At 41.4% G+C, this 17560-nt stretch carries 8 protein-coding genes; 1 reads left to right on the top strand and 7 read right to left on the bottom strand.

Annotated features, from left to right (window positions below):
- Positions 1-10 precede the first annotated feature (10 nt).
- From H8S90_RS25095 to H8S90_RS25075, 5 genes are all read right to left on the bottom strand, one after another.
- Entirely contained in the window at positions 11-3085 is a 3075-nt protein-coding gene (locus H8S90_RS25095; protein WP_187340475.1) for a TonB-dependent receptor, read from the bottom strand.
- A gap of 432 nt (positions 3086-3517) precedes the next feature.
- Positions 3518-5023 carry a RagB/SusD family nutrient uptake outer membrane protein gene (locus H8S90_RS25090; RefSeq protein WP_222852194.1) on the bottom strand — a complete coding sequence of 502 codons (1506 nt, stop codon included), beginning with the start codon at positions 5021-5023 and terminating at the stop codon, positions 3518-3520.
- A gap of 18 nt (positions 5024-5041) precedes the next feature.
- On the bottom strand, positions 5042-8224 hold the full coding sequence (locus H8S90_RS25085; RefSeq protein WP_255501740.1) for a TonB-dependent receptor: 3183 nt from the start codon (positions 8222-8224) through the stop codon (positions 5042-5044).
- A 329-nt stretch (positions 8225-8553) separates the two neighbouring features.
- Positions 8554-10065: a RagB/SusD family nutrient uptake outer membrane protein gene (locus H8S90_RS25080; protein ID WP_187340474.1), complete on the bottom strand. Its 1512-nt coding sequence runs from the start codon at positions 10063-10065 to the stop codon at positions 8554-8556.
- Between the two features lie 24 nt (positions 10066-10089).
- Entirely contained in the window at positions 10090-13227 is a 3138-nt protein-coding gene (locus H8S90_RS25075; protein WP_255501739.1) for a TonB-dependent receptor, read from the bottom strand.
- Between the two features lie 416 nt (positions 13228-13643).
- Between H8S90_RS25075 and H8S90_RS25070 the strand changes: the two genes are divergently transcribed.
- Positions 13644-14660: a LacI family DNA-binding transcriptional regulator gene (locus H8S90_RS25070; protein WP_187340472.1), complete on the top strand. Its 1017-nt coding sequence runs from the start codon at positions 13644-13646 to the stop codon at positions 14658-14660.
- Positions 14661-14677: 17 nt separating this feature from the next.
- On the opposite strand, the gene H8S90_RS25065 is transcribed toward H8S90_RS25070, so the two are convergent.
- Positions 14678-15241 (bottom strand): UbiX family flavin prenyltransferase, encoded by a 564-nt coding sequence (locus H8S90_RS25065; RefSeq protein WP_187340471.1) that lies wholly within the window; start codon positions 15239-15241, stop codon positions 14678-14680.
- 28 nt (positions 15242-15269) lie between these two features.
- The gene (locus H8S90_RS25060) at positions 15270-17171 is read right to left on the bottom strand and encodes a gamma-glutamyltransferase family protein (protein WP_187340470.1); all 1902 of its coding nucleotides are present in this window, start codon (positions 17169-17171) and stop codon (positions 15270-15272) included.
- Between the last annotated feature and the right edge of the window lie 389 nt (positions 17172-17560).

Here is a 17560-nt window from a genome sequence, read left to right as displayed (position 1 = left end):
TTCTTCTTAATTAAAATCCAATATTTAAGCCTAAAGTCCAAGAGCGTGTGCGTGGATAAAAGCCTCTACCATCTATCCCTGCCGTGAAGCCTGTGTCTTGAAGTTCCGGATCAATACCGCTATAACCAGTAAAGGTTGCGATGTTTCGTCCGGTAGCGTAAATTCTAAGGTTTCTTATATAGTTGGAATTAAGCTTGAAATTATAACCTAAAGTCACATTATCGATCTTCATGAAATCACCTTTTTCAATATAATAATCAGAATATTGAGGGTCATCATCCAATTCATCGTGTGTAGTTAAAGCACTTTCAAAGATGTTATTTGGCAGCCATTTCTGATTACCAAAGTACATTTCTTTTGTGTTTAGGATGTCAAAGCCGAATTTACCTCTTAAAAAAATGGTAAGGTCGAAATTTTTGTAGGTCAATCGGTTGCTGATGGAGAGGTTGTATTTCGGTACCCCATTGCCAATAACAGTTAAGTCATCTGCGTTCATTTCGCCCGCTGTTCCTACTGAACCATCTGCTTTATGAAACAACCATTGGCCACCATCTGTAAAGCCAGCAAAACGTTTTCCAAAGAAATTACCCACTTTACCACCTTCTTCCAATCGAATAGCATTACCTAAGTTTCCAGGCGAAGGAAGTCCTCCAAATTCTAAAAAGTTGGCTTGAAATACATCGCTTGATAGTTTGTCTAATCTATTGTTTTGTACACTTCCAATGACATCAACAGTCCAATTCAAGTTCTCGTTTTGAATAGGTGTTCCACTCAATAAAAGTTCAACGCCTTTATTACTGATAGAACCTACGTTGGTCATGATCAGATCACGCACGTAACCGGGTTGCTGTGCATTATATTCGTACAACAAGTCATTCGTTGTACGGTTGTATACATCGATCGTACCCGAAATTCTGTTTTCCAGTAAGGCAAAATCTAAACCAAAGTTCCATTCAGCTTTACGCTCCCAGCGGAGATCTGGATTGGCATTTCTTGATGGGCCAAAGGTTTGATAGTATACACCATTTTGTGGATAAACACCACCGGTGCCTAAGGTAAGTAACGATTGATAATTTGCAATATCCTGATTGCCCGTTATACCATACCCCGCTCTGAATTTTAGATTATTGAATATGTCGAGATCACGGATAAAATCTTCTTCGCTCAACGTCCATCCAACCGATGCAGCGGGAAAATTACCCCATTTATGATTAGCACCGAATCTTGAGGAACCTTCACGTCTTAAAATGAACTGAGCAGAATACTTCCCTAGATATGAATAGTTAACACGTCCGAAAAAGGCAACCAATGTATTATCGTCTTTAAAACTGCCCATGCCGGGTCTTGGAAGTTGGGTGTTGTTTATAGCGCTACCTCCTCCTAGGTCCCAGTCTAAAGTGGCGTCTGTAGTAAAGCCATTATTATCGACGTTAAAGCTTTCAACCGTTGAATACTGATAACTGTACCCCAAAGTGGCGTTAATCGAATGGTCATCGGCTATAGTGGTTGTGTAATCTATAGTCGGTTCTACCGTTTGGGTCCAGGATAAGAAATTGTATTTGGCGGCGTAGCCCATCCCTTGGTATTCAGAAGCTTCTCTTTGATCCCAATCATTAACAGAGCGGTAGCGTCTATCGTTATATTGATTCCGCAAATAAGAACCAAAAATTGAGGCCTTCAACCCCTCGGCGATATCTAATGTAAAAGTGGCATCACCACTTAGGGTTGATTGGTTTCTTTCGAATATGCGGTTTTCTAACCTGGCTACCGGATTATAATTGTTAAAGCCTTGTGTTTCCAGGAAAGATCCATCGGGATTCCGGAGTGGAGCAGTAGGATTTCTCTGTATGGCTTGTTCGAAGTCACTCCCTGTTGTTGTTCCATAATCAGCAGCATTTACGTCATCATTTACACCACCACCAAGCAGATCAGCCTTATTTAAATTAGCCGCCAAATTAAACTGCATTGTCAAACGATCTTGTAAACCCGTTTGATTGATGTTTATACGCCCACCAAATTGTTCGCGACTATTTCTTTTGGCTATTCCTCTGGCATCGTTATAATATAAAGATGCTCTGTAGTTGGTTTTGTCGCTTCCGCCAGAAGCAGCGAAATTATGGTATTGGCTTAGATTATTTTTATTGATCAATTCATCATACAAATCTGTTGATCCACCTAGATCCAAATTTTGGCCAATCGTACCTTGGTTAATCAGGTCTCTAAATTGGGAAGCTGATAAATAATCTGGTTTCCGATCCACGGCTTCATGTTGTAAATAGGAAGAATAGTCATACCGGGGATCGCCTGCTTTTCCTTTTTTTGTTGTGATCAAGATAACTCCTGCGTTCCCCCTTGTGCCGTATATAGCTGCTGCTGAGCCATCTTTTAGTACAGAGAAAGATTCAATGTCATCCTGTTGTATCAAATCCAGATTACCACCGGGGATGCCATCAACTACAATTAAAGGCATTGTGCCTCCTACCAGTGAATTGATGCCACGTAATTGAATGGATGCGCTGGAATTAGGATTATTACCTTGGGTTCTCGTGATATTCAAGCCAGCAACTTTACCTTGAATAAGATCCATTGGAGAGCGGGCGCCGCCTTCGTTGAAATCCTCTGCGGTGACGTTAGCTACTGCAGAATTAATTTCATTCCTTTTTTGCGTGCCATAACCTACAACAACAACTTCTTCTAAGTTGTTGCTTTCTTCCCGAAGCGCGATATTTACAACAGTACGCTCGCCAACGTCTTGCTCTGCGCCTAAATAACCGATGTAGCTGAATACCAATACATCATTTGGTGTCGCCTCTATGGTAAAGCGTCCGTTTTCATCTGTTGTAACACCTTTGTCGCTTCCTTTAATCAATACAGAAACGCCAGGTAAAGGTGCTTGGTCTGTGTTACTGGTTACCACCCCAGTTATCTGTTGTTGACGTTTCTTAGTTTCTACAAGGTGTGTTGTGTTGTTTAAACTCACAGCCATCGCTTGCTGCCCGGATAGGTTGCTCGCGAGGGCAACTATCAGGGCCGAAGCGCTTGAAATGAGTGTCTTTTTAAGAGGTCTGTTTTTTTGATAGGTCATAAATGTAATTCATATTTATACATAATTGGAAGAGTTATTGATTAGCTGAGTTTGCTTTGTACTCCCCTCATTAATTATCCTTAACCGCAATGTTTGCCTCAACATGGGTCATTTTAAGCAGCATAAGACTAAACCGGTTTAGTTTATTTAATATAGGAGGTGGCCTATATTGTTTTATAGTTAGATGCATATTCAAAGGTTTACAGGCTATTTGCTATAGTAATCACAGCTCAACAGCGTATGGGTATGTTTAAACAGCTAAAGTGCTATATGTTAGTTATGCGTTGAATATATAACTCACAGAGGGAAGGAAAATTGCCTTTTAGGGTTAACGTAACGAATATGCTACAGGATAGAGAGGGTCGTTAAGGGGATGTACGATCGGATAAAAAAGTCCCGGAGTAATATATTATTCCGGGACTTACCAATTTTTTACCAACCAGGGTTGTTTGGTGCTAAATTTGGATTAGCTTGTAATTCCCGTTGAGGGATTGGAAGTAATAAATACTTTTCACTCCAAGTTGTTCCAGCTTCATTCCGGAAGCCAATAAGATCAACAAAGGTATTATTAGCTAGGTCATAAGCTTTATGCGTACGTTGGATATCGAAATAAGCTTTATTCTCGTAACACAGCTCGTGATACCGTTCTTTCCAGACAGCTTGTCTGAATTGCTCTTGCGTTAATCCGCTTAAAGGATCTAATCCTGCACGTTCACGCACAATATTCAGCGATTCGTAAGCAGTTGCTGTTGGACCACCATTAGCTTCGTTTTCAGCTTCGGCATGAATCAAATAAACTTCAGGCATTCGCATCAAGGTAAAGTTTATATCGGGAGTGAGGTCACCATTGGCACCGGAGGAAGCTTCTAACCAATACTTGTACAATGCGGGTGAAAAAGTTACCGTAGCATTAGTGCTCAAACGCCTGGCACTGGTAAAAAAGAAACCTCTTTCCTCAGCACGTAAATCACCAGCTTCATAAGTGTCGACAAATGCACGTCTTGGATTCAACGCACCGAACTCATCCCCATGACGGGAAATTCCGATATTGTAAGGGATGATCATCTGCGTGATGTTGTTATCGGCAATGCCCCCCAGATATTGAACCTGTAGAATAAATTCTCCCTGATTCTTGTTGGGGCGGTCATGTAAAAAATCGAGATTATTGAATAGGGGGTACCAATCTTCATTAGCCACTTCCGCAGCTTTATCCGCCGCAAGACGATAGTATTCTTCTCCGAGATTTAGAGGGTAACCGGCCATTGTTAGGTAGACATTCGCAAGCAGTGATTTAACTGCACCTAAGGAGGTTCTACCAGTCCGGTCAACATTTGGCAGGCCGGATGACTCCGCAAAGGTTAAATCTGCAATAATCACTTCGTAAATTGCTTCCCTAGTACTCCTAGCTGGTCGTAGTTCTTCTTCAACCTCAGGATTTACGGGAGCAGTTACCAAAGGGATATCACCAAATAAGCGTGTTAGGAAAAAATAATAGTAAGCACGTAAAAAATGAGCTTCTCCAAGCAAAGCATTTTTTTCTGCTTCATCCATGTCAATTTCAGGGATACGGGCAATTGCTACATTACTTTTCGCAATTCCTTCGTAGAATTCCTGCCAGTAGCTATAGAAGCCCGGGTTTTCTGTTCCCGCAGTATGGTTAATAACTCCCAGGTTGAAGTTACTCTGGGAGTTAGTAGTGGCATGCCCTGTTAGTAGTTCTAACGTTACCCAAGGGGTTTCTCCGTATCCGTTTGAGGCTGTATTGGCGCGAAGACTGGTATAAATCCCTGTCACAAAGGCTTGTGCCTGATTAGCGTTTTCAAAATAGCTGTCTTGCGTAGGATTACTTTTATTGTTTTCGTCGAGAAAATCTCTACTGCACGAGCTGGCAACGAATATCGTTGCGGCTGTAACCATATATATAATAGTTGATTTCATTTCCTTCCTTTTTTTTAGTTAAAATGTGGCATTTACTCCAAATGTAAAAGTTCGTGGTTTCGGATAGTCGTGAAACTCGATACCTTGCACAAAAGCGTCGTCATAGGTTGTTACTTCCGGGTCATAACCATTATAGTCAGTTAAAAGGAAGAAGTTTTGGACAGAAGCATACACTCTTAATCGGCTCAGCTTCATCTTGCTTAATATATCAGGAGAGAAATTATAACCTAACATGAGGTTTCTACCACGAATGAATGAGCCGTCTTGTACCATATGCGAATCTAATAATGAATCATAGCGTGCACCGGCACCGCGGATTTGTGCGATAGGTGTGTTTTGGTTCTCTGGAGTCCAGGCATTCAGTACTGTCGCATAGCTATTGGCAATTCCTGTTCTGTCTTCAGAGGAGTGATTGCTGAGACGGAACACATCATTGCCTTGCGAATACTGCAATTCAACAGTTAAGTCCAAATTTTTGTAGCGGAAGGTATTGAAGAAACCACCATAGAAGGTAGGAATACCCTTACCTATAATAGTTCTGTCGGCATCATTGATTTGTCCGTCACCATTAACGTCCCGGTATTTGACGTCTCCAGGTAGACGATTGTATTGTGCCGCTTCTTCAGCTTCATCTGAGCTCCAAGTCCCTTCACGTACCAAGCCCCAAAACGTTCCTACTGGGTTACCAACCCGCAAAATATTACTAGCACTTCCTAAAAAGCTAGGATCCATGAACACATCTTCGTTATTGGTTCCCAAAGCAGTAACTTCATTCTTTAAATAGGAGAAGTTAAAGGAAGTAGTCCAAGAGAAGTTTTCATTTTCAATGTTTACACTATTAATGCCGACTTCGAAACCGGTGTTGCGCATATCGCCAATGTTTGACATGAGCTGTGTATAGCCACTGGAGGCTGGAACCGGTGCCGCTAATAATAAATCCGAAGTGTTCTTAATATAAGCATCAAATTCTAAGTTGATACGGTTGTTCAATAGGCCAACATCAATACCAGCATTGTATTGCGCTGTTTTCTCCCAACGCAAATTTTGATTCGGCAAAGTACCTATTACAGTACCTGCGGCGAGCCTTCCGTCAAAAACGTAGTTTCCAGGAGCAAGATTGGCGTTTGCTAAGTAGCTGCCAATTTCGGAGTTTCCAGTCAACCCGTAAGAAAGTCTCAATTTTAAATTACTCAATATGCTATTACCCTTCAGAAAATCTTCTTCTGAAATACGCCAGGCACCAGCTACGGACGGGAAAAAGGCAAATTTATTATTTTCTCCGAAACGGGAAGAACCGTCAAAACGTCCGGTTACCGTCAATAAATATTTGTCTTTATAGCCATAGTTCGCGCGCGCAAAATAAGATTGCATCTGATAGTTGATCACGTCCGATGTTGGCGGAACAGGAGTTGCACCGGTTTCTAAATTGTGCCATTGATAGAAATCATCTGGTATGTCATTTGCTGCTGCACGCCATTCTAAAACCTCGAACTTTTGAGCTTCAGTACCTAAGGTTGCACTGATGTTATGATCGCCAAAGGTTTTGTTATAGTTGATATGGTTTGACCATTGCCAAAAGAAGGATGTGAAGCCATCAATATGTGCATAAGATCTTCCTAGGCCGCCATCAAAATTCGAGAAAGAACCGGCCGAATAAGGTCTATTCTCATCACGTAAATTTACACCGATAGTCGAAGTGAAATCTAGCCCCTCAAGAAGGGTGACTTTAGCATAAGAATTTCCATTAAAGACGTTCTTCCGGTATAGGCGTGTAACTTCATTTGCGTGCATTAGCGGATTATCTCCTGTTTCCAATCCATCGTAATCTTCACGCCTGCCGTAAGTACCGTCAGGATAACGGTAGGGGATAAACGGAACCATCTCAATCATCATCCTTGGAGGATTATTTCCTCCAACACCGTCATCTTGCCTACGTTCGGTGTTGTTTGAAAAGCCTAAAGTTCCACCTACCTGTAGCCAATCGCGCACGTTATGATCTACCACTGCACGGGCCGTGTAGCGTTTATTGAAGCTATTTACAATAATTCCCTGATCATCGAAATAACCTAAATATAAGCCGTAATTAGAGTTGTCACCGCCGCCGGTAAACGACAAATTGTGCGATTGACCGATTGCGGTGCGGGTCAATAAATCTTGCCAATCCACATCGTATAGCGGTTGACCATCCGTGGTGAATAGTTCGGGATTACCTTGAGTGTTACCTACGGCATATCGCTGACGCTTTTCAAAAGGGTTTTCATATCGACCAGCAGCAAAGCCGTCAGGATCATATTTTTCCGCGTTAATATAACCCAATTCTTCAATGTCCATCCATTGACGGGAATTCAGTACGTCCTGTTTATTAGCCATTGTATTCACCGTCATGAATCCGTCATAGTTGATCTGGCTTGTATTTCTTTTTCCCCGTTTTGTGGTTATCATAATAACCCCATTTGCACCACGGGTACCATATATAGCTGTTGAGGAAGCATCTTTCAACACATCTACGGATTCAATGTCGCCGGGGTTGATAGTTGCGATATCTTCAGTGAAGATGATACCATCGACTATGTAGAGGGGTTCATTGGTCGCATTGATGGAGCTAAATCCTCTGATCCGCACACGTGTCCTACCACCCGGCCGGCCGGAGTTTGTGGAGGCATTGACGCCCGACATACGACCACCAATTGCTTGATTTACGTTTTGAGCAGGTCGTTCTACGAGTTGCTCAGCCTTTACTCCTGCTACAGAACCCGTAATATCCACCTTCCGTTGCGTACCATAACCCACCACGACAACTTCATCCAGACTTTGGCTGTCTTCCTGCAAAACAACTGTTAGGTTCGTACGTTCACCTACTATCTGCTCTGTACTTAGGTAACCTATATAGCTAAAAACAAGTGTTTCATCAGCACTAGCTTCGATACTAAATTGACCTTCTTCATCTGTAGTTGCTCCGCGGTTCGTACCTTTTATTAGTACGGAAACACCGGGTAACGGAACGTTGTCGGAAGCTCCGGTAACTACTCCTGTTATCTGTTGTTGTTTTGGCGCAACCATCTCCGTAAGCTTTCCACCGTTTGCGGCGTAAGCTGCCATGCTTGATAGCGCTCCTCCCACGCTGACAGCCAGGGCTATCCCCGTTGTCAATGCCATTTTTTTAATTGGTTTTTTAAATTGATTGGTCATGTTTTTTTCCATGAATTTGATAATTTGATTAATATGTGTTAGTTAGCAAACTAAATCGATTTAGTATTCCTAGTATAGGAGGAGGCCTGTATTGTTTTATAATCAGAGTCATATTTAAAGGGTTTATTGGCTATTTTCCATAGCCATTACAGCTCAAGCAGTGAAAAGCTAAAGCCTATATAATGCGTTAGAATATATAACTCACAGAAAGAAGGAAAATTGCCTTTTACGGTTAACGTAACGAATATGCTACAACGAAGGTGGGTAGATATATGGACAGCGGGGGAGGGTATGGAATAAGAAAAGTCCCGGAATATTACTCCGGGACCTATTATTATTTTTTACCAACCGGGATTGTTTGGTTCCAAATTTGGATTGGCTTGTAATTCCCGTTGAGGGATCGGTAATAAAAGATATTTCTCTGTCCAAGTTGTTCCGCTTTCGTTACGGAAACCTATCAGATCAACAAAGGTGTCATTGGAAAGATTGTAAGCTTTACGCGTACGTAGTATATCAAAATAAGATTTGTTTTCGTAGCATAGCTCGTGATATCTTTCTCTCCACACCGCCTGTCTAAACTGGTCTTGTGTCAGTCCACTCAACGGTGCTAGATTGGCACGGTCGCGTACTTTATTTAAAGAAGCATAAGCTTCGGGAGTAGGACCTCCGTTCGCTTCATTTGCTGCTTCAGCATGAATGAGGTAAACTTCCGGCATTCTCATCAAAGTAAAATTTATATCCGGATTGAGGTCACCGTTTGCACCCGAAGAAGCTTCCAACCAATATTTAAATAGTGCAGGAGGGAAAGTTACGGTAGCAGAAGTACTTAACCGTTGTGCTCTGGTAAAGAAGAAGCCTCTTTCTGCACTACGAAGATCACCCTCTTCGTAAGTGTTCACAAATGCAGGAAGCGGATTAATAGATCCATATTCGTCACCATGGCGGGATATACCGATGTTATAAGGTATGATCATCTGTGTGACATTGTTGTTGGCTACACCACCTAGGTATTGTACCTGGAAAATAAATTCACCTTGATTTTTATTCGGGCGATCATGTAAAGCATTTAGATTATCAAAAAGCGGATACCAGCCGTCGCCTTCATTGGCTAGCTCTGCAGCTTTGTCAGCCGCTAACTGGTAGTATTCTGCTCCCCTGTTTAGCGGGTAACCAGCCATTGTAAGGTATACATTCGATAATAATGCTTTTACAGCTCCTAAAGAGACTTTACCAGTGCGGTCCACATTTGGTAAACCTGAACCTTCGGCTATTGTTAAATCGCTCACTATTAAATCGTAAATAGCCTGTACCTCACTTCTGTTAGGCCTCAGTTCTTCCACATTCGCAGGATCAACCGGCGCTGTAAGTAAAGGTATATTTCCGAATAAGCGGGTTAAAAAGAAGTAATAATACGCACGAAGAAAATGTGCTTCGCCGAGCAAATTAGCCTTCTGGGCCTCATCCATTTCTATTTCCGGAATACGTGTAATTGCCACGTTCGCTTTTGCGATGCCGTTGTAGAACTCGCTCCAATAACTATAAAATCCGGGATTTTCTGTACCTGCTGTATGATTGATTACACCGAGATTAAAGTTACTTTGTGAATTAGTCGTTGCATGACCAGTTAAAAGTTCCAAAGTTACCCAGGGCGTCTCTCCGTAACCGTTTCCCGCCGTGTTCGCACGTAAACTAGTATAAATACCCGTTACAAAGGTTTCTGCTTGCGCAGCGTTTTGAAAATAGTTTTCTTGTGTCAGGTTACTTTTATTATCCTCATCAAGAAAGCTTTGGCTACAGGAACTTAAACCAAATAAAGTTGCTGCAGTAATAATTGATATGATCGTTGTCTTCATCTTTTATCCTGTTGAAATTGATTGTTAAAATGTAGCATTTACTCCGAAGGTAAAGGTTCTCGGTTTTGGATAATCGTGGAACTCGATACCTTGTACAAAAGCGTCGTCGTACGTTGTTACTTCTGGGTCATAACCTTGGTAATCGGTTAACAGGAAGAAATTCTGTACGGAAGCATACACCCTTAATCTGTTTAATTTTATTTTGCTTAATATTTCAGGAGAAAAATTATAACCTAACATTAAGTTTCTACCACGGATAAACGATCCGTCCTGTACCATGTGTGAATCAAGTAAAGAATCGTAACGCACTCCAGCGCCTCTAATCTGTGCGATGGGGGTGTTCTGATTTTCCGGTGTCCAGGCATTGAGTACTGTAGCGTAGCTATTAGCAATTCCGGTACGGTCTTCTGAGGAGTGATTACTCATGCGGAATACATCATTACCCTGAGAGTATTGCAGTTCAACTGTTAGATCTAAATTCTTGTAACGGAAAGTGTTGAAGAAACCACCGTAGAAGGTAGGAATACCTTTTCCTATAATTGTTCTGTCAGCGTCATTGATTTGTCCGTCACCATTGATATCACGATACTTGATGTCGCCAGGTAAACGGTTGTATTGTGCCGCTTCTTCAGCTTCATCTGACCCCCACGTTCCTTCGCGTACTAATCCCCAGAAAGTGCCAACAGGATGGCCTACACGTAAGATGTTACTGGCACTACCAATAAAGAAAGGATTCAAGAAAACATCCTCGTTGTTGGTTCCTAGAGCAACGACCTCATTTTTCAGGTAAGAGAAATTAAATGATGTAGACCATGAGAAGTCTTGGTTGTCAATATTGATGGTATTGATATTCAACTCAATACCTTTATTGCGCATATCGCCAATATTTGTCATTAAGGTTGTGTAGCCACTTGAAGCAGGTATTGGAGCTTGCAACAAGAGATCTGACGTTTTCTTAATATAGGCATCAAACTCCACATTAATTCGGTTGTTTAAGAAACCGATGTCAAGTCCGGCATTATATTGAGCTGTTTTCTCCCATCTCAGATCCTGATTAGGTAATGTGCTGATAGTTGTTCCTGCCGCTAAGCGACCGTCGAGCACGTAATTACCGGCTTGTAAATTGGCGTTGGATAGGTAACTACCAATTTCCGAATTACCGGTTAAACCGTAACTTAAACGTAGTTTCAAGTTGCTTAACGTTGAATTGCCTTTCAGGAAGCTCTCTTCAGAGATACGCCAAGCACCTGCAACAGAAGGGAAGAAGGCAAATTTGTTGTTTTCTCCAAAACGTGAAGAACCATCAAAACGGCCGGTTACTGTCAAAAGGTATTTATCTTTATATCCATAATTGGCACGTGCAAAATAAGATTGCATTTGGTAGTTTACAACATTGGAGGTTGGTGGCTGAGGAGTTGCCCCCGTGGCTAAATTATGCCACTGATAATAATCATCGGAAATATCATTGGCTTGCGCTCTCCAATCTAAGATCTCAAATTTCTGAGCCTCTGTTCCGAGTGTTGCACTGATGTTATGATCGCCGAAGGTTTTGGCGTAATTGATATGGTTAGACCATTGCCAGAAAAATGATGTGAAGCCATCAATGCGCGCATAGGCTCTACCTAGGCCACCATCAAAATTTGAATGTGTACTAGCAAAATATGGGCGATTCTCGTCACGTAAGTTAACTCCGATAGTAGACGTAAAGTCAAGGCCTTCCATCAAGGTTATTTTGGCATATGAGTTTCCATTAAAAACATTTTTCCGATATAGTCGAGTGACCTCATTGGCCTGCATTAGTGGATTATCCCCGGTCTCTAGGCCATCATAATCTTCTCTTCTGCCGTAAGTGCCATCCGGATACCGATAGGGAATAAAAGGTACCATTTCGATCATCATACGCGGAGGGATATTGCCACCAACACCATCGTCCTGTCTACGTTCAGTGGTGTTTGCGAATCCAAGCGTACCGCCTACCTGTAACCAGTCGCGTACATTATGGTCCATTACCGCACGAGCGGTATATCTTTTATTGAAACTGTTCACGATAATCCCTTGGTCGTCGAAATAACCGAGGTATAAGCCATAATTGGATTTATCGCCACCTCCGGTAAAAGATAGATTGTGCGATTGTCCAATTGACGTGCGGGTCATCATGTCTTGCCAGTCTACATCATAAAGCGGCTGACCATCCGTTGTGAATAGTTCCGGATTGCCTAAGGTATTACCTACCGCGTAGCGTTGACGTTTCTCGAAAGGGTTTTCGTAACGGCCGGCAGCAAAACCCGTCGGGTCATACTTCTCTGCGTTGATGTAACCCAATTCTTCGACATCCATCCACTGACGCGAATTAAGAACATCCTGTTTGTTGGCCATGGTATTCACCGTCATGAAACCATCATAATTAATTTGGCTCGTATTTCTTTTTCCGCGTTTGGTGGTAATCATGATTACACCATTAGCTCCTCTGGTACCGTAAATTGCAGTTGAGGAAGCGTCTTTCAATACATCAACAGATTCAATGTCTCCTGGATTGATCGTGTTGATATCCTCGGTGAAGATAATACCGTCAACAATGTAGAGCGGCTCATTGGTAGCATTTATAGAGCTAAATCCCCTGATGCGTACACGCGTTCTGCCGCCTGGGCGGCCAGAGTTAGTAGAGGCATTTACCCCAGCCATTCTACCAGCCATCGCTTGGTTGACGTTAAGTGCAGGTCGTTCGGTGAGTTGTTCTGCCTTTACACCGGAAACAGAACCGGTAATGTCCACCTTTCGTTGTGTACCGTATCCTACTACGACTACTTCATCCAAGCTTTGGGAATCTTCCTGTAAAACGATTGTCAATGCCGTGCGGTCTCCCACAGTTTGTTCGGTTGTTAAATAACCAATGTAACTAAATACAAGGGTTTCTGAGGCGTCGGCGTCTATGCTGAATTGTCCCTTCTCATCCGTTGTGACTCCTCTACTGGTGCCCTTTATTAACACAGATACACCTGGCAGTGGTGATTGATCTGCTGCTGCTCTCACCACACCCGTAATCTGTTGTTGGCCGGGTACAGCCATTTCGGTACTCTTCATACCATTTGCGGCGTAAACTGCTTGGCTATGAACAGCTCCTCCCAGTGTAACAACAAAAGCTAAGCCTGTTGTTAACGCCATTTTTTTGATTGGTTTTTTAAAATGATTGGTCATAAGTTTTATCCATGAATTGATAATTGATTAATTATTAGTTAAATAGATCGCTAAATCGCTTTAGTTTTTCGCAAAAGTAATGTAATTCATCGATTTTGATGCATTTGACGTTTGGTTTTATAGGTTTTTACTCTTTAATTTATAGGTTTTACTCTTTCAAGGTGTTATTAGTTTTAGATTTCGTTAGCTAACTTCTTAATAAAAAACTGAATTTCAAAACACTTTTGTAAAAAAAAATCTAAACTGTGAATAAGTGAGCATTGTTTACCTGTTTAAAAAATTCAAAAGATATAGGTATCTTCGTGTAAATTCTTAAGTTTAATCTTATCTTTATCCCGAACCGCAACAATACAGAAACGATCCGAATTTTATTACACTAGTCAATGAAAAGAAATAGAATCTCTATTAAAGATATATCGAAGGCTTTAGGTTTATCAAATACTACCATATCTTTTATTCTTAACGGCAAAGCAGAGGAAATGCGAATAAGTCCACAAGTTACGGAGCGCGTATTGGCTTACGTAAAAGAAGTAGGCTATACCCCAAATTATTTAGCGCGGGGACTTGTTACCGGAAAAACCAATACCATTGGATTTATAGTAGAAAGTATTGGGAACCCCTTTTTCTCTCAAATAGCTTCATTAATAGAAGAGCAGGCTTATGTAAATGGATATAAAATTATTTATAGCAGTACCAATGGTCGGCCTGAAAAAGCGCTAGAACTAATTCGTATGTTCAGGGACAGGGGAGTTGATGGTTATATTATTTGCCCTACAGAAGGTTTGGAAGAAGAGATCGCTCAGCTGAAAGAAGAGAACAGACCAGTTGTTTTATTTGATCGGTATATTCCTGGTGTCAATGCTCATTATATAGGTTTGGCCAATGAACAGGCAATGTATGAAGCGTGTTCGCATCTTACCAAAAAAGGACGAAAAAATATAGCGCTGGTAACAACCGATTCTTCACAAACCCAAATGCTTAGTAGGCTTGCCGGATATAAGAAAGCCATCGCAGAAAAAAAACTGAAAGAATATGTGCTTGCTATTCCTTATGATAATAGAGAAGAGCAGATGAAACCCGATTTTGAGCAATTCATCAGGGGGCATTCGAAAATTGATGCCATCTGCTTTGCTACTAATTATTTGGCGGTAAGTGGATTGGAAATTATGCGGGAACTTAATTTGCAAATGCCTGTTAAGATCGCAGTAGTAGCTTTTGACGATAACGAAGTTTTACGTTTGTTTCAACCGAGTATTACGGCAGTTGCCCAACCATTGGCAGAAATGGCAAAACTAATTATCGATCGGTTGCTGTTAGACTTAAAGCTGGGTAAATCAAATGAAAAGGTTGTCCAGAAAGAAGTTCCTGCACAGCTGGTTGTAAGAGACTCTACACGCTAGAATGGATAGTGAAAACTTTACTGATCTTTCCACCTAGGAATAGCGATATCAAAACCGAATAGATCCAAAGCTCTGGCTACCGTATGGGTCACCATCTCGTCAATAGACTGAGGATGCATATAAAATGCTGGTACGGGAGGCATAATAATTCCTCCCATCTCCGTTACTTGCAGCATCGTTTTCAGGTGCCCGGCATGTAAGGGGGTTTCCCGGAAAAGTAATACTAATCTTCTTCGTTCCTTTAAAGTAACATCTGCAGCTCTCGACAATAGCGAACTGGTTACCCCTGTTGCTATTTCAGACATCGTTTTGACAGAGCAGGGGGCAATAAGCATACCCATGGTTTTAAACGATCCACTGGATAGTGCTGCCCCCACATCAGCTGTTGCATATACTTTATCTGCTAAAGAGACAATGGCATCGTGTTTAAGGTCTGTTTCGTAACTACGTACCAGCTCAGCAGCTTTGCTAATGATCACATGACTTTCGACATCCAATGTACGCAATAGTTCTAAAGCCTTTATACCGTACTGTATACCTGTTGCCCCACTAATACCAATAATTATTTTCCTTTTGCTCATCTTCTAATCGTTCTTTTTCTATGGTATATTACCAGCCAATGCCATAATCTTCTCCATGGTTACTGCTCGCTCCCCAAAAGGTGCCATGCTCACTGTCAAAAAAAATCGCATTAATAGGGCCACTGGTACGTTCATCAAAGCTCATGTCATATCCTATGCTTTTCAATTTATCGCGCGTTTCCTTTGGTGTATTTTTATTTAATAAAATGCTACCTATTTTTGGTAGGCGATCTTTTAGTTGGGTCCCGCCCAAAGATAACCATAATTGATTGGAATTAATGTTGCTTGCTTCCGCAGCTTGTTGCACAGTCATATCAAATTCCACAATATTTAAGAAGAATTGTAAAAGATTCTGATCCTGTGTGTCTCCTCCCTGAACGGCAAAAGATAGGTAAGGAGCATTGTTTTTTAATGCAAGGGAAGGTGTTAGCGTTACTCTTGGTCTTTTTCCAGGAGCCAATACGTTAAATGGGTTGATAAGAGAGTCTAGCACAAAACTCTGTAAGCGTTGGCTCATACCAACACCCGTATTACCAGCAATACAGGCAGGTACCCACCCGCCGCTAGGAGTAATAGACACCACCCAACCTTCTTGGTCTGCTGCTTCAATACTGGTAGTCCCCCGCCATAAACGGTCATGGTATAAACTATCCACCAGTACCTGAGAAACTACTTGATCGTTTACATCGTGCTTAGGTACAAAATCATCTACTTTTTCTGGTTTTATTGTATCAATCAATGATGTTCTAGCCTTCAAAAGACTAATAAAAGGATTAGTTCGACCTTCGTAAGGATAGGGGTCACCCGGTTCATATATTGTATTTTCAGCAGTTATCAACTGGGCCCTTTCTTTTGCATATGCCTTATTCAATAGGCCTTTTATCGGTGTTTTTTCAAAATAAGGATCACCGTAGTAAAAATCCCGATCTGCAAAAGTAAGATTCATAGTCTGATAAAGCGTGTGGATATATTCTGCGGAGTTATAGCCCATTTTTTTCAGATCAAAGTTTTCCAGGATATTGAGTCCCTGTAGTAATGACGGGCCTTGCGTCCATTCCTGTAGCTTATATACATCTATCCCTTTGTAGTTAACATGCAAAGGCTCTTCCTCTATGGGAGTCCATTGTTTTAGGTCTTCCAGCGTAATTAGCCCTCCTTGCTCTTGGCTGCCTCTCACAAATTCCTCAGCGATGTCTCCCTTATAAAATCTGTCGTAGGCTGCCATGATGGCTTCGGCTCTACTCTTACTCTGTGCCAAAGCCTTCTGCTCTGCTTCTACTAATTTGTTTAACGTAGCGAGTAATTCCTTTTGTATAAAGATTTCTCCTGCTTTAGGTGCTTCTCTTTCCTCGCCGGTATGCGGTAAAAATACTGCTTTACTATAAGGCCATTCCTTGATACGATCTTTGCTTCGTTCGATACTATTAGCTGTTTGGGCATCTATGGGATATCCTGATGCCATTTCAATAGCCGGGGCCAAGACTTCCTCTAAACTTAAAGAGCCATATCTGGCCAGCATGAAGCATAAACCGCCGGGCGTTCCCGGTGTCACAGCTGCCAGCGGACCATACTCAGGGGGAAAGTCGTAGCCTTTTTCTTTAAAGAAAGATACTGTTGCTCCTGATGGTGCAACACCTAACGCATTTAAAGCTATAACTTTTTTTGTTTTTGGATTATATATCAAAGCTTGAGTTTCTCCTCCCCAACTTAATACATCCCACATGGTACAGGTTGCGGCAAGCATAGCGCAGGCGGCGTCTATTGCATTACCACCTTTCTGAAAAGTCATCGCACCTGCGGTAGCTGCTAACGGTTTTCCAGTTATCGCCATCCAGTTTTTCCCATGTAATGGCGGACGCTGTGTGGGTTGGGCGCGTCCTTCTGCGGAGATTACCAAAAGAAAAAGAAAAAAAAGTATAAAATGTTTCATCTGTAAATAGTTTTATTCCATCGGCTAGATGGAGCTCTCCAGGCATAAAGTTTTATTTTCATCACATGAGGAAATATAAATTTTAAACATGGACGGGTTCATTTGAAAAATTTAAAGAATTTCATGCAAACAGTAACAGCTAAGCATTTAGGAAAACATTATTTCGGATTTCCCGATCTAAAAGCTCAATAATTAATGAGAATCAAAGATAAAAAAAATGTTGTAGGCCACTTAATGGTTGCTTTAATTTTTATAAAGAGCCTAATCGAATCAGCCAATTTGGTTTTTTTTGTTTCATTAATGAATAATTAATCTTTTATTAAGCATGGAAATGTATCATTGTGAATCTCTTATAAACATTATAATATAAACTAAAGCCAATTTATCTA

It is taken from the genome of Olivibacter sp. SDN3 (assembly GCF_014334135.1).
Lineage (GTDB): Bacteria > Bacteroidota > Bacteroidia > Sphingobacteriales > Sphingobacteriaceae > Olivibacter.
This window is presented reverse-complemented; position numbering and strand designations above follow the sequence as displayed.

Excerpts from the sequence above, each read along its gene's own strand:
- H8S90_RS25095 (WP_187340475.1), bottom strand. The coding sequence starts at position 3,085 with ATGACCTATCAAAAAAACAGACCTCTTAAAAAGACACTCATTTCAAGC.
- H8S90_RS25090 (WP_222852194.1), bottom strand. The coding sequence starts at position 5,023 with ATGAAATCAACTATTATATATATGGTTACAGCCGCAACGATATTCGTT.
- H8S90_RS25085 (WP_255501740.1), bottom strand. The coding sequence starts at position 8,224 with ATGGAAAAAAACATGACCAATCAATTTAAAAAACCAATTAAAAAAATG.
- H8S90_RS25080 (WP_187340474.1), bottom strand. The coding sequence starts at position 10,065 with ATGAAGACAACGATCATATCAATTATTACTGCAGCAACTTTATTTGGT.
- H8S90_RS25075 (WP_255501739.1), bottom strand. The coding sequence starts at position 13,227 with ATGGCGTTAACAACAGGCTTAGCTTTTGTTGTTACACTGGGAGGAGCT.
- H8S90_RS25070 (WP_187340472.1), top strand. The coding sequence starts at position 13,644 with ATGAAAAGAAATAGAATCTCTATTAAAGATATATCGAAGGCTTTAGGT.
- H8S90_RS25065 (WP_187340471.1), bottom strand. The coding sequence starts at position 15,241 with ATGAGCAAAAGGAAAATAATTATTGGTATTAGTGGGGCAACAGGTATA.
- H8S90_RS25060 (WP_187340470.1), bottom strand. The coding sequence starts at position 17,171 with ATGAAACATTTTATACTTTTTTTTCTTTTTCTTTTGGTAATCTCCGCA.